This is a genomic window from Sphingobium sp. YR768 (assembly GCF_900111125.1).
In the GTDB taxonomy this organism is placed as follows: Bacteria; Pseudomonadota; Alphaproteobacteria; order Sphingomonadales; family Sphingomonadaceae; genus Sphingobium.
In genome coordinates, this window is the sequence record NZ_FOGE01000018.1 from 78384 (window position 1) to 100587 (window position 22204).

A 22204-nucleotide genomic window follows, 5' to 3' on the forward strand; every position below is an offset into this window, starting at 1 on the left:
CGGCCTGCATAGGGTGGCGCGAAATTTCAGGAAGGATGGATGCCGATGGCCAGGAAGCTCTACCCCGATGCCGCGTCTGCGCTGGACGGATTGCTGTTCGACGGGATGCATCTGTGCGCGGGGGGCTTTGGCCTGTGCGGCATTCCCGAACGGCTGATCGACGCGATCCGCGATTCGGGGGTCAAGGATCTGACCATCGCCAGCAACAATGCCGGGATCGATGGCGAGGGGCTGGGCAAGCTGCTGCGCACGCGGCAGGTGAAGAAGATGATCTCCTCCTATGTCGGCGAGAATAAGGAGTTCGAACGGCAGTTTCTGGCGGGCGAGCTGGAAGTCGAATTCTGTCCGCAGGGGACTCTCGCGGAGCGATGCCGCGCGGGCGGGGCGGGCATCCCCGGCTTCTACACCAAGACCGGCGTGGGGACGCAGGTGGCCGAGGGCAAGGAAGTGAAGAGCTTCGACGGGCAGGATTATATCCTGGAGCGGGGCATCTTTGCCGATGTGGCGATCATCAAGGGGTGGAAGGCCGACGAGAGCGGCAATCTGATCTTCCGCAAGACCGCGCGCAATTTCAACGCGCCGATGGCGACGGCCGCGAAGATCTGCATCGCCGAGGTCGAGGAAGTGGTGCCGACGGGGACGCTCGATCCCGATGCGATCCACCTGCCGGGCATTTATGTGAAGCGCATGATCATCGGCGCGCCCTATGACAAGAAGATCGAGTTTCGCACGACGCGGGCGCGGGAAGCGGCCTGATGTTTCAGGAGAAGGCCGCTGTCAGTGCTCCTGCGAAGGCAGGAGCCCAGGGTCGAACGACGCGCTCTGGCGCCCTGGGCTCCTGCTTTCGCAGGAGCACGCTGTTGCTGCTGGTGCCTTTGGCGGCTTGTGCAACGACCACGCCGCCAGCCGTAACGGGCGCTGCGCCGAGCGCCAATCCGCCCGCAGGGATGCAATATCTCTATGGGTCGGGGGAGGGGGCCGCGATTTCGGTGCAGGCGTGGAATGCGCTGCTGGCCTATGCGGCGGTGACGGTGAAGGCGCGTCCGGCAAATAGCGTGGTGCTGGCGGAAGGGGCGAGTCTGGCCGCGCCTTCATTCGAGCCCTGTGGGGACAAGCCGTTCGCGGCCGTGTTCGACGTGGATGAGACGGTGATGCTGAACACCGGCTTCGAATATCATGATGCGAAGACCGGCAAGGGCTATAATCCGGCCGACTGGGATGCGTGGGAAAAGACCGGCGAAGGCGCGGTCGGGCCGGTGCCGGGCGCGGACCGTGGGGTCGCGGCGTTGCGGGCGCTGGGCGTGACGGTGATCTTCAACACCAACCGGTCGGCCGCCAATGCCGACGCGACGGTGCGCGCGATCAGGGCGGCGGGGCTGGGCGAGGCTGTGCATGGCCAGACGCTGTATCTGCAAGGCGACGACAATACAGGCGGCATGAAGGATGCACGACGCTGGCGCATTTCGGATAGCTATTGCGTCATCGCCATGGGCGGCGACCAGCTGGGCGATTTTTCCGACCTGTTCAATGTGGGCAAGCCAGCCCCCGGCCCGCGCCGCGCCATGACCATGCAGGCGCCGGTTGCGGGGCTGTGGGGCAATGGCTGGTTCGTGCTGCCCAACCCCGTTTATGGCAGCGGGCTGGTCGGCGGCTATGACGATGTGTTTCCGATGGACAAAAGGTGGGAGTTGCCCGCCAATGGAGCCGGGAAATGACAGAGAAAGCGATACCGCAAGCTGAGCATCCTAACGCCCTGTCGCTGGATAAGGGCGACATACTGACGGATCAGTCCCATGAGATCATGCGGGTGTGGGTGACAAATGGGGCGGGCAGCAGCATCTGGATTTCCGCTCGGACTTTGGAAGACCCGACATTTTTCGGCTATCTGATGTCCGATACGATCCGACATGCCGCGCGCGCCTATGCCACGACATGGGACCTCGATGAGGGGCAAGCTCTCGAATCGATCGTATCCGCATTATCGGCGGAATTGCGCAATCAGGTCGGTGAAATAACGACCATTCAGGAAGGAAGTTTGAACTGATGCCCTGGACTCGTGACGAGATGGCCGCGCGGGCGGCGAAGGAATTGCAGGACGGTTTCTATGTGAATCTGGGCATCGGCATCCCGACGCTGGTGGCGAACCATATTCCCGATGGCGTGGAAGTGACGCTCCAGTCGGAAAATGGCATGCTGGGCATCGGCCCCTTCCCCTATGAGGGTGAGGAGGATGCCGACCTGATCAATGCGGGCAAGCAGACGATCAGCGAATTGCCGCAGTCGGCCTATTTCTCCAGTGCGGACAGTTTCGCGATGATCCGGGGCGGGCATATCGACCTGACCGTGCTGGGCGCGATGGAAGTTGCCGAAAATGGCGACATCGCCAACTGGATGATCCCCGGCAAGATGATCAAGGGCATGGGCGGCGCGATGGATCTGGTCGCGGGCGTCAAGAAGATCATCGTGGTGATGGAACATACGTCGAAAAATGGCGACGCGAAGTTCATTCCGGAATGCACCCTGCCGCTGACCGGCAAGAATGTGGTCGACATGATCGTCACCGACCTGTGCGTATTCCAGCGGCCCGACCATGACAGTCCGTTCAAGCTGATCGAGATGGCGCCGGGCGTGACGGCGGAGGAAGTCGCTGCTAAGACGACCGCCCATTATAGCAGCTAAGGGCAATCCATGAGCCTCGACGGCACGTATGACGACGCCAATATCTTTGCCCTGATTCTTCAGGGCAAAATCCCGTCGACGAAGCTCTATGAGGATGACACGACCTTCGCCTTCCTCGACATCATGCCGCAGACGCGGGGGCATGCGCTGGTCATTTCCAAATGGTCCAAGGCGCGCAACCTGCTGGAGATGGAGGAGGAAGCGCTGGGTCAGGTGATGGCGACCACCAAGAAGGTCGCCACCGCCATCCGCAAGGCGCTGAACCCCGACGGCATCCAGATCGCCCAGTTTAACGGCGCGCCGGCCGGGCAGACGATTTTCCACCTGCATGTCCATATCCTGCCGCGCTGGGAGGGCGATCCCAAGGGGTTTGCCGCCCATGGTGTGGGCGCACAAGCGGACAAGGATGATTTGCAGGCGCTGGCCGACGAGATTCGCGCGCAATTCTGATGGCGCTTTCCTTCGAAAATAGCCTGTCGGCCAACAGTCTGCGGGCCAACAATCTGTGGGACAGGCGCTGACATGGCTTTGCGTCCCTTCCAGGCGCCCGGCGCCCGGCTGGCGCTGCTGTCCAAGCGCGCCAGCACGCACTTTGCCGGTGCGCGGGGCGAGAGCGAGGTCATATTGGATGTGTCGCGCCTGCTGTCGCGCGCCTTCCATCCCGCTCCGACCGGGATCGACCGGGTCGAATATGTCTATGCTCGCGAATTGCTGGCGCGGATTCCTGACCGGCTGGCCTTTGCGGCGGTGCATCCGGCCGGGGGCTATTATGGTCGGCTGAGCAGCGCGGCGGTGCGCCAGTTCCTGGCCTTCACGGCGGCGAAATGGCGCAATGCGCGATCGACCGATGCAGGGGAAGGCAAGGCGGCGGTGATCCGCCACATGTTCGCCACCCGCCCGCGCCCGGTGCCGCGCGCGACGGGGCCGCGCATCTATCTGCAAGTGTCGCCGCACCATCTGGACGATGAGGCGCAGGTCGGCGCGATCCTGCGCGCCGAGGGGGCGAAGCTGGTGACGCTGGTGCATGACGTCATTCCGCTGAGCCATCCCGAATTCGCCCGGCCACAGGGGGCGGACGAGCATCGCAAGCGTGTGCGCACGATCGACCGCTATGCCAGCGGGATCATCGGCAACAGTCAGGCGACGATCGACGCGCTGGCGCCGCATATGCGGTGCGGGCTGGACGGGCGGGCGATTCGCGTCGCCCATTTCGGCGCGGACCCGGCGGACATCTTTTCCAACCGGCATGACGATGTGCCGGAGCGACCCTATTTCATCTATATTTCCACGATCGAGCCGCGGAAAAATCATCTGCTGCTGCTCAACATCTGGCGGCGGCTGGTCGACCGGCTGGGCGATGCGGCGCCGGTGCTGGTGCTGGTAGGGCGGCGCGGCTGGGAAAATGAAAATGTCATCGACATGCTGGAACGCGGCGAGGCGCTGCGCGGCCATGTGATCGAGGCGGGCGAAGTGTCCGACAACCGGATGCAGGCGCTGGTGGCGCAGGCGCGGGCGATGCTGATGCCGTCCTTCATCGAAGGGTTCGGCATGCCGGTGGTCGAGGCGCTGACGGCGGGCGTGCCGGTGATTTGCAGCGACATCATCGCCCATCGCGAGGTTGGGGGTGATGCGCCCGATTATCTCGATCCGCTTGATGGTATCGGCTGGATGCGCGCGATCGAGGCCTATAGCTGTGCCGATTCACCCGAGCGGGTGGCGCAACTGGGCCGGATCGCGGTCTGGCGCGCGCCGACATGGCGGGACTATTTCGACATTATCAGTGAGCTGATCGAAGAAGTAACAGCCTCTGTTTCTTGATTTTCCTGTGAGACAGTCACATGGATAGGCGACGATGGAGGACAAGGCCATGGCCCGTGCAGGGGCTGCATCCGGCACCATGATCGACGCCGCGTCATGCGGACGGACAGCGCTGTCGGCAGGCGTCGGTCAGCCATGACGGCTGCGCCCTTCCTGCGATCGCCGCCTTTTGCCGGTATCGCGCCGTCGGTGGCGGCGATCAGTGCGGCGGATGGCCATGCCGCGGCCGAGCCGGTCGACGATGCGCTGATCGCGCGAATCGCGCAGGCGCGGGTTGGCGGCGATTTTTGGGGCGATCGGCCGACGGGCGTGCGATTGTTGATGCGCGCAGGCGTGCCGGTTTCGGGCCATGCGCTGGAAGGATTGCTGCCGCAGGAAATCGGTATCCTACCCGGCGGTGCCGGGAGCGCGGTGCAGGGGCGGATGCTGCCGGCTGGTTGCGATCCCTGGGCGCTGGTGGCGCAGGCGCGTGCGGTTCATGCGGCGCCTGACGACGAACTGGCGCTGATCGCAGGCCTTCTGGACGCGCCGGTATTCGGGCCGGATGGAGAGCCGATCGATCCCGCGAGGCTGCGGGCGGAGCTGGGAACCCGGATCGGCGCTGTGCGGTATCGCGATTGCTTTACCGGCGCGCCGGTCGATGCGGCGCAGGCGGTCGAGCAGCTGGCCGACTGGCGACGGCATATGGAGGGCAATCGCGGCATCGTGGCGGCCAGCGGCATGGCCTTCTGGAAACGCGAGGCGATTCGCCATTTCCTGTGGGACGGGCGAAGCGCGCCGCCTTTTCTGTCGCCGGTTCGGGGCATGCGGCGGGCGCGACAACAGGGCGGGGCGCTGGCGATCTGGCCATCGCGCGTGCCGCCGACCTTGCCGCAGGATGCCGCCGCGCAGGGGGTGACGGTCGCGCGGGTCGAGGATGGTTTCCTGCGGTCGCGCGGGCTGGGGGCGGCGCTGCATCCGCCCGGATCGGTCGTGGTCGACCGCAGTGGCATCTATTATAATGCGCGGCGGCCGAGCGATCTGGAAAGCCTGCTGGCCAATCATGATTTCCCGCCGGCGCTGGTCGACCGGGCGCGGCGTCTGCGCACCCGCATCTGCGCGGCGGGGATGACCAAATATGGGCCGGAGGCGGGCGAGATGATCGGCCTGCCCAAGGGGCGGCGCACGGTGCTGGCGGTGGGGCAGGTGGATGATGACCTGTCGGTGCGGCTGGGCGGTGGCGGCGTCGACGGCAATCTGGATTTCCTGGCGCGGGTGCGCCGGGCCGAGCCGGATGCCTGGATCGTCTATCGCCCGCATCCCGACGTGCAGGCCGGGCATCGCAAGGGGCATTTGCCCGACGCGGCGGTGCTGGTCCATGCCGATGCGATCGACACCGGCGCGCCGCTGATGGAGTTGGTGCAGACGGTGGACGAAGTCCATGTCCTGTCGTCCCTGACCGGGTTCGAGGCGCTGATGCGGGGCCGTTCCGTAACGGTGCATGGCATGCCATTTTATGCAGGATGGGGGCTGACCCGTGACCTGGCGAAATCGACTGGTCGCCGCGGCCGTCAACTCACCGTGGATCAACTTGTGGCGGCGGCGCTCATTCTCTATCCTCGCTATATCGATCCGGTTACGCGATTGCCCTGTGGTCCTGAAATCATGGTGGACCGGCTGGCGAACGGATCGATGCCGCCGGTGACGTTTTTGATCCGGCTACGGATGCTACAGGGGAAGTTGCGCCGATTTATGACTTTGTCCGCCGAGTTCCTTCATGGCTGAAATGCCATCCAAGACATTCCTGTTTCTGCAAGGGCCGCATGGCCCCTATTTTGCGATGCTGGCACAGGCGCTGCGCGACCGGGGCCATCAGGCGCTGCGCATCAACATCAATGGCGGCGACAAGATCGACTGGCCGGGCGAGGCGACCGATTATCGCGGCACCTTTCGCAACTGGCCGCTCTTCTTCGACGATTTCGTCGTCAATCAGGGCGTTACCGATCTGGTCCTCTATGGCGACTGTCGCCCCTATCATGCGTCGGCGCATGGCATGGCGCGGTTGCGCGACGTGCGCGTGCATGTGGTGGAGGAAGGCTATATCCGCCCGGACTTCCTGACGTTGCAGGATGACGGGGTGAACGGCAATTCGACCCTGCCGCTGGATGCCCAATGGTATCGGGATCAGGCGCAGGATCTGCCGGACGGCGGCGAGGAAGCTTTGCCGCGCGTGCCCTCCACCTTTCGCAACCGTGCGCGCAACACCATGCGCAACGGATTGGCATCGGCAATGATGCGGCCCTATTTCCCTTTCTACACCACGCATCGGCCGCACAGCTTCCTGATGGAATCGGTCGCCTGGTGCTGGAAGCTGGTGCGGCGCAAAAGCTATGACCGGCGGTCGCGCGAGGAATGGGAGAAGGTCAAGGACCAGCCCTATTTTACGCTGCCGTTGCAGCTCAATTCCGATTATCAGATCCGCATCCATTCGCCCTTCGGCAATATGCGGGCGGCGTTGCGCTTCGTGATCAAGAGCTTTGCCCGGCATGCGCCCGAGGGCGTGTCGCTGGTGGTGAAGCGCCATCCGCTCGATCCGGGGCTGGTCGGCTGGAACGGGCTGACGCGGCGGCTGGCGCGCCATTATGGCGTGGCGGACCGGGTCATCTATCTGGCGGACTGGGACATTGCCGAAGTGGTGGACAAGTCGCTGGGCGTGGTGACGGTCAACAGCACGGTGGGGACGCTGGCGCTGAACAGCGGCAAGTCCGTGATGGTGCTGGGCCATGCCGTCTACAAGATTCCCGGCGTGGTCCATGGCACGGGGCTGGATGCTTTCTGGGGGGCGCCGCATCAGCCGGACATGGGCCTTTATGCCGCGTTCAAGCGCGTGCTGATCGACCGCTGCCTGATCCGGGGCGGATTGTTGAGCGACGAGGGGCTGGAACTGCTGGTGACCAATGCGGTCGACCGGCTGACCCGGCCTGATCGCATCGGGCAGGGGGTGATGGAGTTCCCGCTCCGGTCCGCCAGCAATGGTCGGCTGAGCCTGCTGGCAAGCTGATCCCCGCGCCGCATCCGGCAATATTGACCGCGCAATATTTACGCATTCGCTTTAAGGGCTGTTCATGCTCATCTATCCCGTAATCCTTGTCGGTGGCTCCGGAACCCGGCTGTGGCCTTTGTCCACCGCCGACCGGCCCAAGCAATTTCTCCCGCTGACGTCCGACCGCACGATGATGGAGGAAACGCTGCGGCGGGTGTCCGATCGTCCCGGCTTCGCGCCGCCCATATTGGTGACGGGCGAGCGGCATGTGGGGATATTGGGCGATCTGCTGGCGGCGACGGGGCTGGCGGCATCGGCGATATTGGTGGAGCCGGAAGGGCGCAACACCGCGCCGGCCTGCGCCATGGCGGCGCAATGGATTGCGGCGCGCGATCCCGATGCGATGATGCTGGTCATGCCGTCCGATCATGTGATCGGCGATCTGGCCGCCTTCCACCAGCGTATCGCCGATGCCCTGCCGGTGGCGCAGGCCGGGCGGCTGGTGACATTCGGCGTGCAGCCGGATCATCCCGCGACCGGCTATGGCTATATCGCCAAGGGCGAGAAGCTGGCGGGCGACGCGGACATTTACGAGATCAGCGAATTTGTTGAGAAGCCGTCGTTGCCGGTGGCGCAGGCCTATCTGGACGGTGGGCGGCATAGCTGGAATGCGGGCATCTTCCTGTTCACCGCCTCAGCCTTTCTGGCGGAGCTGGAGGCGCTGGCTCCCGATGTGGCGGAACCGATTGCACAGGCGATGGCGGAGGCGGCCTGCGATGGCGGGCTGACCCGGCCCGATGCCGCCAGCTTCGGCCGGGCGACCAATTTGTCGATCGACTATGCGGTCATGGAGAAGACGCGGCGGGCGGTGGTGGTGTCGGTGGATATCGGCTGGTCCGACGTCGGTTCCTGGGACGCGCTGTGGGCCATCCGGGGCCAGGACGAGCATGGCAACAGCGTCACCGGGCCCGCTGCGGTGGAAGACGGGTCGGGCAATCTGATCTTCGTCGACGGCGGGCCGCCCGTGGGTGCGCTGGGTATTTCGGATGCGGTGATCATTTCCACGGCAGAAGCGGTCCTGGTTCTGCCGCGCAGTCGCTCGCAGGAGGTCAAGACGATCATGGAGGCGCACCGTGCGCTGCATGTGAGCGGTGTGAACGCAAAGGCTTGAGCCGTAGCGCTCCATTGGTCGATAGTGTCCGTCAACCTGCGGTGCGCTTCGGGTTTTTGAATTGACACGCCCGGCGTTATCGGCTGAACGTCCGGTAATCTAAAGACCATTTGCGGGGTTTGGGACTTGCTGCTGTGGAAAGACTTGATTGTCCGCTGCCCTGAGGGTGGTGTGGCACCATTTCTTTCCATCGTTGCTTCCAGCGCATCGACAGAGCGACCATCCGGCTTGGCCGGGCCTGTGTCGGCATGGGCGTGCGGACGCATGTCCGATCGTCTGTGAACCGACGATATCGGACCCGAGCCGCCATCAAGGCGGTCGGGTAGGGGGAAGACAGATCAATGGTGGGTTTCCTGAAATTGAACAAGCAGGGCGGGCCAGAGGCTGCGCAGGAAGAAGGGCAGGAAGCTCCGTCGCCCGGCGTACCGCCGATCATGGTGGAAGATGCCTTGTTGCCTGGAGGGCTGCCGATCACGGTGGAACAGGCCGGTGTAATGCTGTCGGGTGTTAATCTCGATACGATAGCCTTGCTGAACCGTAGCCTCACGCTGACGGGCTGGCTGGCCGGCAGCGACCAGATCGAGGTGCTGCGGGATGGCGAGCGCGTGCGCGCGCGCGTCTCGCGCGAGCCGCGGCCCGACGTGCAGGTCGCCCATCCCCATCTGACCGATGAGAATAGCGGTTTCAAGATTCTGGTACAGAATGCGCGGCCCGGCCAATATCATGTGCGCTGCCATAATTTTGGCGGAACAGGCCTGGTACGCGATTTCCCGTTGGCGATCGAATTCGGATCCTTGGATGCTGCGCCGCCGCTGTTGGGACTGCCCAGCTATTTCGAGGATTCGCAGTCGATCGTTTGTGCGATCGACAAGGCGTTTCATATGGGCGAAGGCGGCCTGATCGTCTTTGGCTGGATGGCGGACCTGCATGCGTCGGTCCAGTCGGTCAGCTTCCATAGCGAGCGTGGTGGAACGGTCGACGTGACCGACAAATTCTTCCGTCTCGCGCGTCTGGACGTTGCCGCCAATCTTAAGACCCGCTTCCCGCAGGTCACGGAAATGTCGGGCTTCGTTCTGCGGGTTGACGGCGAAGTGAACGCCAATGAAGTCCATGCGCTCTGCTTCGATTGCGGCGATCGCGGCAAGGCCTGGCTGCTGGTCGACGTGGAAGCGGAGGCGGGATCGCCGCTGCAACTGGTGAAGGATGTGCTGACCTTCGTCCCCGCGCCCGACCGTATTCGCTATTCGCTGTTCGATCTGTTCGACAAGGTATTGGGCGAACCGATCAGTGCGATTTCGCCGGAGATCAGCCGCTTCCGGCCGCAGGCGCAGGTCAAGCAGTTCGGCACCCTGCCGCAGGTGGCGGACGTGACCGTCATCGTGCCGCTCTATGGCCGCTACGACTTCCTGAAATATCAGATGGCGAAGTTCAAGGATGATGCGGATTTCGCGCGGACTGACCTGATCTATGTCGTCGATGATCCGGATATATTGAGCCCGACGCTGGAAATGGCGGCCGCACAATATGACCTCTATGGTCTGCCGTTCCGTGTGGTCTGGTATAACCGCAATATGGGGTTTGCCGGCGCCAATAATATGGGCGCGCTCTTTGCCGTTGCGCCCAAGCTGTTGCTGCTCAATTCCGACGTCATTCCGCAGAAGCCGGGCTGGCTGACCGACATGATGGAGACGCTGGATGAACCGGGCGTCGGCGCGGTCGGCCCGCTGCTCCAGTTTTTCGACGGATCGGTGCAGCATGCTGGCATGCGGCCGAAGGAAGACCCCTATTTCCCCGGCTTCGTGCTGAACGTGCATCCGGGCAAGGGTGCGCCCTGGTGGGGATCGGACGACCGCTATGACGTGCCGTTGCTGACGGCGGCCTGCCTGATGCTGCGCACCGCGACCTATCGCGAACTGGGCGGTCTGGACGAAGGCTATATCATCGGCGATTTCGAGGATAGCGACCTGTGCCTGAAGCTGCGCAAGCGCAAGCTGAAGCTGGTGCTGAACGCCAAGCCCAAGCTATGGCATCTGGAACGCCAGTCGCAGAATTTGCAGAGCATCACGTCCTACCGGCACATGCTGACGCTCTATAATGGCTGGCGGTACAAGAAGAAGATCGACAGCACCGAACTCGCGGACCCGTGGGAGAATTAATCCAGATGCGTATCGCGATATTCAGTCACGCTCACCCCGATTTCAGCAAGGGTGGCGGCGAAATTGCCGCTTACTCCCTGTTCGAGGGGATCAATGCGTTGCCGGGTCATGAGGCCTGGTTCATTGGCCGCGCCGAGCAGCAGATGCTGCATCTGGGCAGTCCGGTCGCGTCGCTCAACGCGCGGGAATATCTGATCGGCAGCAATGCCGATATTCCCCGTCTGTCGGCGACCCTCGCGCTGGGCGAGGATAGCGATTTTGCCGACATGCTGCGCACGATCGATCCCGACGTGATCCATTTCCACCATTATGTCTTCCTGGGGCTGGAGATGATCCATGCCGCCAAGCGGATTTGCCCGCGGGCGAAGATCGTGCTGACGCTGCACGAGTTCATCGGCATCTGTCTGAACAGCGGCCAGATGATCAAGACCGACGGGCGGCTTTGCTATCGGTCCAGTCCGCGTGACTGTCATGGCTGTTTCCCACAGACGTCGATGGAGGATATCTTCCTGCGCGAAGTCTATGTGAAGTCCTTCTTCGATCTGGTCGATACCTTCGTGTCGCCGAGCGACTTTCTGAAGGATCGCTATGTCACCTGGGGCCTTCCGGCGGACAAGGTGATCGTCATCGAAAATGGTCTGGAGGACGGGCATCGCCTGCCGCTGCGTCGCTTGCCGGAGGGCAAGCAGCGGGGACGCTTCGCCTATTTCGGGCAGATCAACCATTTCAAGGGCATCGACCTGATCCTGGAAGCCTTTCTGGGCCTGCCCAAGGCAGTGCGCAAGCAGGTGTCGCTCGACATCTACGGCTCCAGCCTGGAATATCAGCAGGAAGATTTCCGCAATAAGGTGCATGAGCTGCTGCGTCAGGCGGACAAGCAGGCGGAGCGGATGGTGCGTTTCCACGGGGCCTATGAACGCCAGGAACTAGGCGGCCTGATGGAAGGGGTCGACTGGGTGGTGATGGGATCGAAATGGTGGGAGAATTCCCCCGTGGTGATCCAGGAAGCGTTCAAGTTCGGCCGTCCGGTCATCTGCCCCGATATCGGCGGCATGGCCGAGAAGGTGCAGCCGGGGCGTGGCGGCCTGAATTTCCGCGCCCGCGACAGTCTGAGTCTTCAGAATCTGATCGTGGATATTGCCGAGGGGCAGGTCGACTATGACGCGCTGGTCAGGGACATGCCTTCTTTCCTCCGTCAGTCGGACTGTGCGGAAGCCCATTTGAAATTATATAATTGATGGGGCGTATTCCGTCCTGTGATGAGCCTTTACGGTTCGATATCGTTGATCGCCCGGGCAGCGCGCTGGCGCAGAAGGTCAGGAGCCGTTTCGGTATTCTGACCCCTTCTGTACGCTGCTGAGATTTGCGAATGATGGTGCAGGGGATCGGCTTGAAGCTTCGGTCGGACCGACAAGTTCTGATCCCCGATACCCTGTTCGCCAAAGGGCGTCCAACACCCTATATGGGCGTTCCGGCCAACAAGCCGATATATGCGGGCGGATGTGGTTCAGCCGGGCTTGGCTTCTGTCTGCGGTTATCAGGCAGATTGCGGTGAACGGTGCACGCATTGGCGCGATGGAGGTTGTTTCCAGTCGGTGGGAATGCGGCAACAAGATCATCTTGATATCGGTTGCAAAGCGGATGTCATTGAGACTTATACATTTTTCATGTGGTTGATATAAAATTAGGAGGTGATGCCATGGAGAAGTCGCAAGCGACGCAAGGTATCCTGGATGTCCATAAAAACACCCGCTATTATGACGATGCAGCGCAGGCGAGTGCGGTGGCCCTGTTTTGGGAAGGAAATTCCGCATTTCTCAGGATGTTTCGCAAGCTGAAATGTGATTTCATCGTCGAACTGGCTGTGGGCAAGGGGCGGCACGTGCCCATGTATATGGATCGTGCGTCAAAAGTGGTGCTGGTCGATGCTCTGGCGGAAAATGTCGCGGCCTGCCGCGAGATGATGGGAGATTCGCCCAAATTCCAATATTATGTGAATAACGGCACTGATTTGTCTGAACTGCCTGATGCCAGTTTCGATTCACTCTTTTCTTATGATGCCGTCGTGCATTTCGAGATGCTGGACGTCTGGAGCTATTTGAAGGAAACGGCTCGTATCCTCGCGCCCGGTGGCCGGGCGCTTTATCATCATAGCAATTACAGCGCGCATCCGACCCATGTCTGGACGCAGAATCCGCATAATCGCAATTTCATGTCGGATTCGATTTTCGAGCATCTGGCAGATCGTGCCGGCTTGGTAGTCCTGGAGCGGGAAGCAATCCACTGGGGCCAGATCGAAAATCTCGATAGCTTGACCTTACTGGAGAAGCCTGCGGGCTAACCCGGTCGCGCTTTTCGATTCGGTACCTTACAGGGCGCGCTTCCGCAGGGGGTGGCGCCCTTTTTGCCATGCATCGTTTTTGGTTGTGCGACCGTTGGCATAAGGGCCCGAAAATGGCTGATGCGGACTGTCGCTTCGGGCGGGCGTTTGATCGACAGACAATTGTTACCGCATCGCAATAGGTTTCAGTTGCATTTTGTTGTGCAGTGCACTCAGATGAGTCGCAGGAAGTGAATTTTTCGGTACTTTTCGGTTGCGCCTCGCGCAGCGTTGCCATGGCCCCTTTCAAAATGGGGCGGACATTTTAGGTTTCGATTATGGCAGAACTGGTTCGATGGGCGTGCTGGCTAAAACGAACAATAGACTAACGAGGAGGCATTCTGAAATCCTAGTGCGTGGAAGCAGATTGCCTTTTAAATAGGCTCCTTCAATATATGATTGCGGGGCTTGGACGTCATCTTGTTTGATTCGTGACTATATTTCATTTGGATGTCAGCGGGGGTTAGTAGATTGAATATGGCGCTGCGGGATTGGGACCGGCACTGGCGGCGAGTCGGTCACGGGGACGGGGAATATTCGACGGTCGAAGGCTTTGTCGAATTGGTGGACGTCCAACTGGTGGCAGGCTGGGTCTGGCGTGCCAATATTCCCGATGTGCCCCTGCGTGTCGAAGCAGTCGTGAAAGACGAGATTGTGGGTGTGGCGCTGGCCGATTTGCCCCGCAGCGACCTTGCTGCCGCTGGCAAGGGTATGGGCCGCCACGGCTTTGTCATGGAATTGCTGCGCCCGCTAACGGAAGGGGAGGAGCCGCTGGTCCGCCTCGCCGATCAGCGATCGATCTCAATCGGTGCGACCGGTGTTTTCGTGTTGGCGACCGCAGCCGAACCCGACGTTGCGGAACCGGCGCCAGCCATTGCTTTCGTGCCGACCCATGTCGAAGGATTTATCGAACATACGAGCCATGAAGGGGCGGCCGGCTGGGTATGGAGCGCCGATGCGCCTGATGCGCCGCTGGCTGTTGAAGCGGTGCTGGATGGCGCAGTGATCGGAACGACACTCGCCGATATTCCGCGTGAAGATCTTGCGGCCGCTGGCAAGGGAGACGGGCGCCATGGCTTCATTCTTCCATATGACGATTTCGTCGGGGAGGATTCCAATCCGGTGGTTCGCCTGGCGGTTCGTCCATCGATTGCCCTAACTCCGCATGGTATCATCGATATGGCTGCGCAAGATGCGCCGACGCCTGTGCCGGTGGAAGGCTATGTCGAACTATTGACCCGCGACGGTGTAAGCGGTTGGGTCTGGCGGTCGGATGCGCCTGATCTTGCCCTGAGGGTGGAAGCGGTGCTGGACGGCGCAGTGATTGGTTCAGCCTCCGCGGACCTGTTGCGCGAAGATGTCGCGGCAGCGGGAATAGGGAGTGGCCGCTATGGCTTTTCCCTGCGGTTCGACGCGCCGATTGCGGGGGATGTGATCCCGACAATTCGTGTGGTGGAATATCCGGACCGGATTCTGGGCGGTGCGGCTGGCGAGGTGCATCTGGTCGAAGGCAGCCTGCCAATTCCGTCTGTGGGCGAGAAGCCGATCGATCCTGCCCTGGTCGAGGGTTATATTGAATTGCTGACACGCCATGGCGCGACGGGTTGGGTCTGGCGATCTGATGCGCCCGAAGCGGCACTGACGATCGAGGCCGTGCTGAACGGTGAAGTGATCAGCACGGCGACGGCGGACTTGTTGCGTGAAGATTTGCTGCAATCCGGGCTGGGTACCGGCAGCTATGGCTTCGTGCTGAAATTCCCGGCGCCGCTGGGTGGCGACATCATGCCGCAGATTCGCTTGTCGGCGCAGCCGGGCGTGGTGCTGGGCGGTGCTGCCGGCACGCTGGAGATGCGCGATCTTGAACAAGAGCGCGCAGGGGGACCGGCGCCGGCAACCCAGCCGGACCCGTCGGTGGTCGAAGGCTATATTGAAGTCGTGACACGGCGTGGCGTGACCGGTTGGGCATGGCGTTCCGATGCCCCCGATGTACCGGTTACAGTCGAGGCTGAACTGGATGGAGAAATCATCGCTTCCGTGGTTGCCGATGTCCCTCGGGACGATCTGGCTTCGGCAGGCAAGGGATCGGGCAAGCACGGTTTCATTCTCCGGTTTGATCGACCCCTTGTAGGCCGCGGCATTCCGCAGGTGCGTATTGCCGATCAGCCAGCGATTGTCCTGGGCGGCGCAGCAGGCACGATCCTGTTGACGGAAACGCCGGGTGCGCCCGCAGCCGATATGGCATGGAAGAAGCCCAGCCAACCCAGTCCGGCCCCTGCCCCTGCCCCCCGTGAACATGCGCGTTCGCCGATGCTGACGGTCGATCCGGAACGTGGGCCGAAGCTGAACTTCAAGCAATTCCATGGTCATGCCGCCTATGACGCGGCCAAGCCGAATGTGATGGTCGTGGCGCACGCCGCCGCTCCGCATCTGTTCGGCAGCGAACGCAGCTTTATCGACATGGTGCGCGGCATCGCGTCGCTGGGGTATAATGTCTATGTCGTCCTGCCGCGCAACGCGCCGGATTACACCAATATGCTGCGGCGCTATGCCGTCCATGTGTCGACCTTCACCTATGGCTGGTGGAAGAAGGACGAGGTGATCAATCCCGACGCGGTCGAGCAATTCTGCCAGATGATCCGGGCGATGAACATCAAGGTGGTGCACAGCAACACGATCATGCTGCGCGAATGCCTGCGTGCCGCGCGGCAGTGCGATGTGCAGAGCATGGTCCATGTCCGTGAATTGATCGATCATGATGCCGCTCTGGTGGATGTGATCGGATCGTCCTGCGACAAGATCATCGACGAGATTCGGTCGAGCGCCAACTGGGTCATCGGCAATTCGGAAATCACGTCGAAGGTCTTCCAGAAGAAGGGGCGGACCTTCACCGTTTACAATACGGTCGACCTTAAAGAACTGGAGATGGGAAATCCGGTCAGGGACGGCAAGATTTCCTTCGGGCTGGTGAGCAGCAACATTCCCAAGAAGGGGCTGGCCGACATCGTCGAAGTCGCCCGCCTGTGCGAGAAACGTTGTCCGAAGGCGGAATTCGTCATCATCGGGCCGGAAAGCGAAGCGGTAAAGGCGCTGAAGGCGGGGCAGGCTGAGGGCACCGTGCCCAAAAATGTGGTTTTCCCCGGCTATGCCGCGAGTCCAGCGGAGGCGATGGCGCAGGTCAATGTGATCATGAGCCTGTCGCACTTCGCCGAATCCTTCGGCCGGACTGTGCTGGAAGCGATGGCGGCGCGGCGTCCGGTGATCGCTTATGAGTGGGGTGCGATCCCCGAACTGGTCGAAGATGGCGTGACCGGGCATCTGATCCCCTATCTGACGCCGGCCGCGGCGGTCGAGCATGTCGAGCGTTTCTGCAACGACCCCTCGCTCGTCCAGTCGATGGGCGAGGCAGGGCGGACCCGTGCGCATGCCAAGTTCGGCCTGGGCAAATATGCCGAGCAGATGCGGGTCGCCTATGACACCGTGTTCGAACAGATCAATCGCCACGCGACGATGACCGGGCCGGTGGTAAAGCCTGCGAAACTGCCGACGCTAAAGACCGTCAATGAGGCACCCAAGATTGCCTATTTCTGCTGGCATTTCCCGGTGCCGTCGGAAACCTTCGTCCTGTCGGAAGTGAAGGAACTGATCGATCGCGGCTATGACGTGATGGTCTTCTGTCGCCAGAGCCCGCACAAGGATTTCGATCCGGGCTTCAAGGTCCGTTACGAGCGTGTCGCCTCCATGGAGGATCTGGCGCAGAAGCTGATCGATACTGGCCGCACGATCGTGCATGCGCATTTCGTCTATCCGACCGTCACCGACATGGTGTGGCCGGCTTGCGAGAAGGCGAATATTCCCTTCACCTTCATGGCGCACGCGCAGGACATCTTCAAATATTCGAACGACGAGAAGAACCGTCTGGCCGAAATTGGCCGGTCGCCGCTGTGCGTGCGGATGTTCACCCTGTCGCAATTCCATCTGGACTTCGTGACCAGCCGTGGCTTCCCGCGCGAGAAGGTGGTGATCAACCCCAATGCGGTCGACACCAGCCGTTTCACCACGGCATTCCAGCCCGGCAAGGAAGCGCGGACCCAGCGCCGTATCATCGCGGTGCACCGCTTCGTGCCCAAGAAGGGGCTGGACCTGCTGATCAAGGCGGCGCCGGCGATCCGTGACCTGGGGCTGCGGATCGAGCTTTATGGCTATGGCGACAGCGAGGCGGAATATCGCGCGCTGATCGATGAACTGAAGCTCGACAATGTCTTCATCTGTGGCAAGCTCAGCCATGATGAAATCCCGGCCGTGATGCAGCGGGCCGACCTGTTCGCCTGCCCCTCCGTGCGGACGGACGATGGCGATATGGACGGGATTCCGACTTCCATCGTCGAAAGCATGGCCGCGGGTGTGCCGATCCTGACCACCAACATCGCGGGCATCCCCGATCTGGTGGTGGATGGCATCACCGGCATCATGGCCGAACCCGATCCACATTCCGTGGCCGACGCCATTCGTCGCTATTACACCATGCCCGACAATCAGGTCGCGGCCATGATCAAGGCGGCGCAGAAGAAGGCTTTGCAGAAGCATGATGTCGGCCGCGCCGTCGACGTGCTGACGCGCGTCTGGGAAAACCGGACGGTCGACATCGTTATCGTCAGCTGGAACGGCCTGACGGAGCTGGAAGGCGTCATCGCGCGCATCCAGCAGAATACGTCGCTGCCCTATCACCTGATCATCTGTGACAATAAGTCGAACCGCGAGGCGGTGGCCGATCATCTCGATGCGGTTTGGGATCGCAGCGACAATGTGACGATCATCCACAATGACTCGAACGCGATGGTCGGTCCCGGCACCAACGCCGCCGTCGATCAGGGTGTCAGCGATGTCGTGATCTATGTCTGCGGCAAGGAAGGCTTCAGCTTCTCGCAGGGCTGGGAAATTCCGTTCGTCCATGCCTTCAAGCATGATGACAAGGTCGGACTGGCGGGGACGGTCGAGAAATCGCCCACCTATCTGACCGGCGCCGATTATCCCAAGGGCATTCGGCTGTTCGACAAATTCCGTAACAAGAATTTCGCAACCGACAATCCCGACCGGCCGTTCGGCCATGTACAGGGCGGCCTGTTCGGCATGCGGCGTAGCATGTATGACGAGATTGGCGGCTTCTCCTACACGGTGCCGCACGACTATACCGACGTCGAATATAGCTATTATGTCGAAAGCTGCGGTTGGAAGATGGGGCCGGTCGAAAATATCGTCGCCCTGTTCAACAAGACGCGGCCCAGCCTGTCGCAGCGGTTCGACGAAACGGTCGTGGTCGCGCATCCGTGCATGCTGGACGAACTGGAGACGTTCGACGCGGTCCGTGCGGGCAAGCTGTTCCATTGCAATATCTGCGACTGGTTCGGCGAGGCGTTCAAGAATGAGGCGGCCGAGTGCCCCAGTTGCGGCAGCGGTCGCAATGACCGGACGCTGTATCGCTGGCTGGGTGAATCGGCCTATATGTTCCGCCGCTTGCCCTGTTTGTCGGTTGGCATCGAAGGTCAGATGGACGCCGTATGGGCCAAGCAGTTCCAGGGACCGCGCCTGACGATGGATGGTCTGCTGTCCGAGCTTTATGCAAAGGGGCGGATGCCGAACAAGGATGGCGGGCTGCATCTGGTGCTGGTGCGGATGGATGCCAGCGATGCCGGTGACGTCGGCCTGATGGCGCGGGAATTGAAGCGCCTGCTGAAGCCGCAGGGCGGCACAGCCATCTTCCAGTTGAAGGATGAGCGGGCGAGTTGGGGAGAACTGGCCGATATCGTCGAGCGGGCTATGGTGCGAAGCGGCTTTAACGGCGGGGTCGAATATCTGTACACCAGTCGCGCCGTACAACATGCCTATTCGCCGATGCTGGTGTTCACGCCGACGAGTTGACTTTGATGGTTATGGACCCGGCCCAAACAGGCCGGGTTCAGGCCGATCAGTCGATATGAACCTTTACCGCGACAAGGTCTTTGCGATCAGGCCCTTTGCCTTGTGAGGGGGAATGATCGGTGTAGATCAGCAGGGCATCCATATGACCGATCGTATCGAAATTGCGTGACTTGCTGTCCGGATCGAGAATTACGGGATAGATCCAGCGCCTCTGGCGGTTGCCCGGCCCGCCGGATATGGATGCCTTGGCAATCAGCTTGAGGCCGCTCCAGCGGCGAAGATCGGGGCTTTCGGAGAAATAGAAGCCGGCGCCATTACCAGGCTGGCTGGCGGCCAACACGGCAATCCACCGCTTTTTGGCGGGTATCCAGGCAATCGAACGGACCGGCTGATCCAGATTGTTGAGCGTCGCGCAGCGTTGCGCGCTTTCCGGCGTGCCCATGGCCAGTGTGAAACCCTGCCCATCCCATCCGCGCCAGCTTGCAGGATCAAGCGGATCGGCGCTGCGCAGCAGGCAATTGCCGCGCACCACGCCTTTCGATTCGAGGAAGGCGAGCGTGTAGAAGCCGTCGGCCCCGCGCACGATATTGCTGGTGGTGAAGGCGCCGTAGCGACTGCCATTGGGGGTCCGTTTGTTGCCAAGGCTCGCGACGATCGGCCCCTTGCTGTAGCTTTGTCCCATGTCGGCCGACCGTGCGGCGATGATGTCGCCCAGCCAGCAGCTGTTGCCCGCTGCGGGGATGCAGTTGCCGGAACGTTTATCGTCGGAAATCTCGCAACTGAGCAGGGCGCCTACGGTGCGGCCATCGGGCGTATAGGTGGCTTCGATCCATGCCTGATCGCCGGCGCCGGCATCGTCAGGCCCAAAGACGGATCGGCAATCGGTTTTGAGCGTGTCGAAGCTGGAGCCGGTCATGGTCCAGTTGACATAGGAAGCCGCGATGAGGCTGATCTGGCCGTCGGCACGGGGAAGGCGCGGACCGGGGCATCGGGCAGCATGCGCTTGTCCGGGCAGCGCTGGCTGGGCCAGGAAAAGACAATGCGCTGGTCGGCAGGAGCCTCGTGATGGCGAGTGGCGCGGTTGGTTGGGGAAGGGGGCGGGATGGTGGGGCGCCCATGGGCAGGAGCATGTTCATCAGAATGGCGATCATGGTTGAACTCCATTTACTGCCCTATCGTCGCCCATCTCAGATGAATTCGAGCCGAACGGCAGAAAAGATTCCTCAAGCCATGGAGTTTTGTGTCGCGGCTGGGGTTTGTCATATCCTTCTCCGGGAGGTGCGGCGGCAAATCGCGGTTTTCTGTCCGTTGTCGGGGATGATGCCGCTTCGATGCGACATTTTTGCCGCACTGCAAAATCGTGCTGGGAAAGTATCGCGGTTGCAAGCGATAAAACGCTCGGTTAGAGGACATTATATCAGGCTACTGATACCGCTCCTCCCACTCAACGATTGTGGATAGTAATGAAAAATCCCTATTTTTCCTCGCGTCCTGGTTCAGTTGAAAATGCAGCGGATAAGACGGTCGATGAAATTCTGACCGAAACGGGGCTGAATACCGGTAACCTCATGTTCTTTTCCGCGTCGCGTCGCGTCGCGAAGCATGAGAAGCCTTCGGCTGGCATGGGTTTTGATCCGAACTACGTTCGGGAGAATCATGACGGCATCATCATTCCGGCCGCCAACTGGCTGACCGGCCGCCGTGATCTGGGTGGCCTGGCCGCCCTGATTGAGCGCGCGAACCTGCCGACTGTTATATTGGGGCTGGGTGCGCAGTCCTTTGACAGCGCTATCCCCGAATTGCTGCCCGGTACCCAGCGTTTTCTGAAGGTGGTGTCGGAGCGTTGCAAGAATCTGTCGGTTCGCGGCGCGTTTACAGCTGACGTAGTTGCCAGCGCGGGCGTCACCAACGTTACGGTCACCGGATGCCCGTCGCTTTTGTGGCGCATTGACGGCCCGCCCCAGATCGACAAGAAAAGCGGCCCCATCTCGAAGGTCAGCATCAGCGGAACGCGCTATGATGACGAACCCAATATGTTCAGTGCCAAGGCGAAGTCGCATATCGGCTTGGTGATGATGCGTCTGGCGATGGAAAAGGGCTATGATTATGTCGCCCAGACCGAGCGGCTGGATATGCAGTTTGCGCGTGGCGAACTGACGGCTGAGACGGCGCCGGATGAACTGGACTATCTGGCGCAGGTCTATGGCAGCGAGGACAAGGGTGCGGTCGTCGACTATCTCAAGTCCAACCTGAAGATTTTCACCGATGTTGGCACCTGGACCGATTATGCATCGACCATGGACTTTGCCATTGGCACGCGTCTTCACGGCGTGATTGCAACCTTGTTGGGCGGTACCCCCGCCATGCTGGTGACGCATGATACCCGAACGGTCGAAATGGCGAATCAGGCCGGCATTCCCCATGTTTCGGCGCGCAAGCTGCTGAAGGAGGGCGTGGACGTGCAGCAGCTTTATGATGATGCGTCTTTCGATGCCTTCAATCGGAAGCAGGTCCATTATTATAACCGCTTCGTCCGCTTCTTTCAGGGCAATAATGTCGAGACCAATCTGGGTCCTGAAATACCTGTCGACTGATAGAAGGGGGTGCGGTCAGTGCCGCATTCTCCATCCGCATAAAAAGGGCGATTGTTGCATCTGCAACAATCGCCCTTTTTTTATTGGTTGTGGGGTTTGTGCCGTTGAATGCCTCTTTGCTGCGATGAGCCGCAGCGATTGGGCGCTGGACTTTGTTGCAGCGCACGCTTACCACCCTGTGAAACAACTCGGCTTGCTGGGGCTTGATGAGCAATATCACCGAAAAATTAGCTGGCCTGAAAAGCCCTCTGTTCCTTGTCACGGTGGCTGTGCCCACCTTTCTCTCCATCCTCTATTTCGGCCTGTTCGCTTCGGATGTTTACATGTCCGAATCGCGCTTTGTCGTCCGGAGTCCCGACAAGGGTAGCGGTTCTGCGGGCTTGGGGATGCTGCTAAAGGCTAGCGGCTTTTCCAATGACAATAGCGAAGCTCTTGTCACGCGCGATTATATCCTGTCGCGTGATGCGT

General features: G+C 61.2%; 15 protein-coding genes. 14 read left to right on the forward strand and 1 reads right to left on the reverse strand.

Annotated features, from left to right (window positions below; all coding sequences use genetic code 11):
* Nucleotides 1–45 precede the first annotated feature (45 nt).
* The 13 genes from BMX92_RS18530 to BMX92_RS18590 all read left to right on the forward strand — a co-directional run bounded on the left by BMX92_RS18530 (nt 46) and on the right by BMX92_RS18590 (nt 19142).
* On the forward strand, nt 46–756 hold the full coding sequence (locus BMX92_RS18530; protein WP_093019288.1) for a CoA transferase subunit A: 711 nt from the start codon (nt 46–48) through the stop codon (nt 754–756).
* A gap of 104 nt (nt 757–860) precedes the next feature.
* The gene (locus tag BMX92_RS18535) at nt 861–1715 is read left to right on the forward strand and encodes a 5'-nucleotidase, lipoprotein e(P4) family (RefSeq protein ID WP_256213499.1); all 855 of its coding nucleotides are present in this window, start codon (nt 861–863) and stop codon (nt 1713–1715) included.
* Nucleotides 1682–2044 (forward strand): DUF5076 domain-containing protein, encoded by a 363-nt coding sequence (locus BMX92_RS18540; RefSeq protein ID WP_143066824.1) that lies wholly within the window; start codon nt 1682–1684, stop codon nt 2042–2044. Before BMX92_RS18535 ends, BMX92_RS18540 begins: the two co-directional genes overlap by 34 nt.
* Nucleotides 2044–2679: a CoA transferase subunit B gene (locus tag BMX92_RS18545; protein WP_093019232.1), complete on the forward strand. Its 636-nt coding sequence runs from the start codon at nt 2044–2046 to the stop codon at nt 2677–2679. The genes BMX92_RS18540 and BMX92_RS18545 overlap by 1 nt, the downstream gene beginning before the upstream one ends.
* A gap of 9 nt (nt 2680–2688) precedes the next feature.
* Nucleotides 2689–3129, forward strand: a complete 441-nt coding sequence (locus BMX92_RS18550; protein WP_093019234.1) for an HIT family protein — start codon at nt 2689–2691, stop codon at nt 3127–3129.
* A 72-nt stretch (nt 3130–3201) separates the two neighbouring features.
* A complete protein-coding gene (locus tag BMX92_RS18555; protein ID WP_093019236.1) occupies nt 3202–4497 on the forward strand; it encodes a glycosyltransferase family 4 protein in 1296 nt (431 codons plus the stop codon).
* Nucleotides 4498–4632: 135 nt separating this feature from the next.
* Complete coding sequence (locus tag BMX92_RS18560; RefSeq protein WP_093019238.1) at nt 4633–6261, forward strand: capsular polysaccharide export protein, LipB/KpsS family; 1629 nt, start codon at nt 4633–4635, stop codon at nt 6259–6261.
* On the forward strand, nt 6254–7537 hold the full coding sequence (locus BMX92_RS18565) for a capsule biosynthesis protein (RefSeq protein WP_093019240.1): 1284 nt from the start codon (nt 6254–6256) through the stop codon (nt 7535–7537). The genes BMX92_RS18560 and BMX92_RS18565 overlap by 8 nt, the downstream gene beginning before the upstream one ends.
* 64 nt (nt 7538–7601) lie before the next feature.
* Entirely contained in the window at nt 7602–8690 is a 1089-nt protein-coding gene (locus BMX92_RS18570; RefSeq protein WP_093019242.1) for a mannose-1-phosphate guanylyltransferase/mannose-6-phosphate isomerase, read from the forward strand.
* A gap of 341 nt (nt 8691–9031) precedes the next feature.
* Nucleotides 9032–10846 (forward strand): glycosyltransferase family 2 protein, encoded by a 1815-nt coding sequence (locus BMX92_RS18575; RefSeq protein ID WP_093019244.1) that lies wholly within the window; start codon nt 9032–9034, stop codon nt 10844–10846.
* A 5-nt stretch (nt 10847–10851) separates the two neighbouring features.
* On the forward strand, nt 10852–12084 hold the full coding sequence (locus BMX92_RS18580) for a glycosyltransferase family 4 protein (RefSeq protein ID WP_093019246.1): 1233 nt from the start codon (nt 10852–10854) through the stop codon (nt 12082–12084).
* Nucleotides 12085–12515: 431 nt separating this feature from the next.
* Nucleotides 12516–13187, forward strand: a complete 672-nt coding sequence (locus BMX92_RS18585) for a class I SAM-dependent methyltransferase (RefSeq protein ID WP_143066825.1) — start codon at nt 12516–12518, stop codon at nt 13185–13187.
* A 516-nt stretch (nt 13188–13703) separates the two neighbouring features.
* Nucleotides 13704–19142: a glycosyltransferase gene (locus BMX92_RS18590; RefSeq protein ID WP_177185132.1), complete on the forward strand. Its 5439-nt coding sequence runs from the start codon at nt 13704–13706 to the stop codon at nt 19140–19142.
* Between the two features lie 46 nt (nt 19143–19188).
* Here BMX92_RS18590 and BMX92_RS18595 read toward each other — a convergent pair whose 3' ends face one another.
* Nucleotides 19189–20058: a hypothetical protein gene (locus BMX92_RS18595; RefSeq protein ID WP_093019252.1), complete on the reverse strand. Its 870-nt coding sequence runs from the start codon at nt 20056–20058 to the stop codon at nt 19189–19191.
* A 652-nt stretch (nt 20059–20710) separates the two neighbouring features.
* Here BMX92_RS18595 and BMX92_RS18600 point away from each other — a divergent pair.
* Nucleotides 20711–21736, forward strand: coding sequence for a polysaccharide pyruvyl transferase family protein (locus BMX92_RS18600; protein ID WP_371262474.1), 1026 nt, complete (start codon nt 20711–20713; stop codon nt 21734–21736).
* Nucleotides 21737–22204 lie beyond the last annotated feature (468 nt).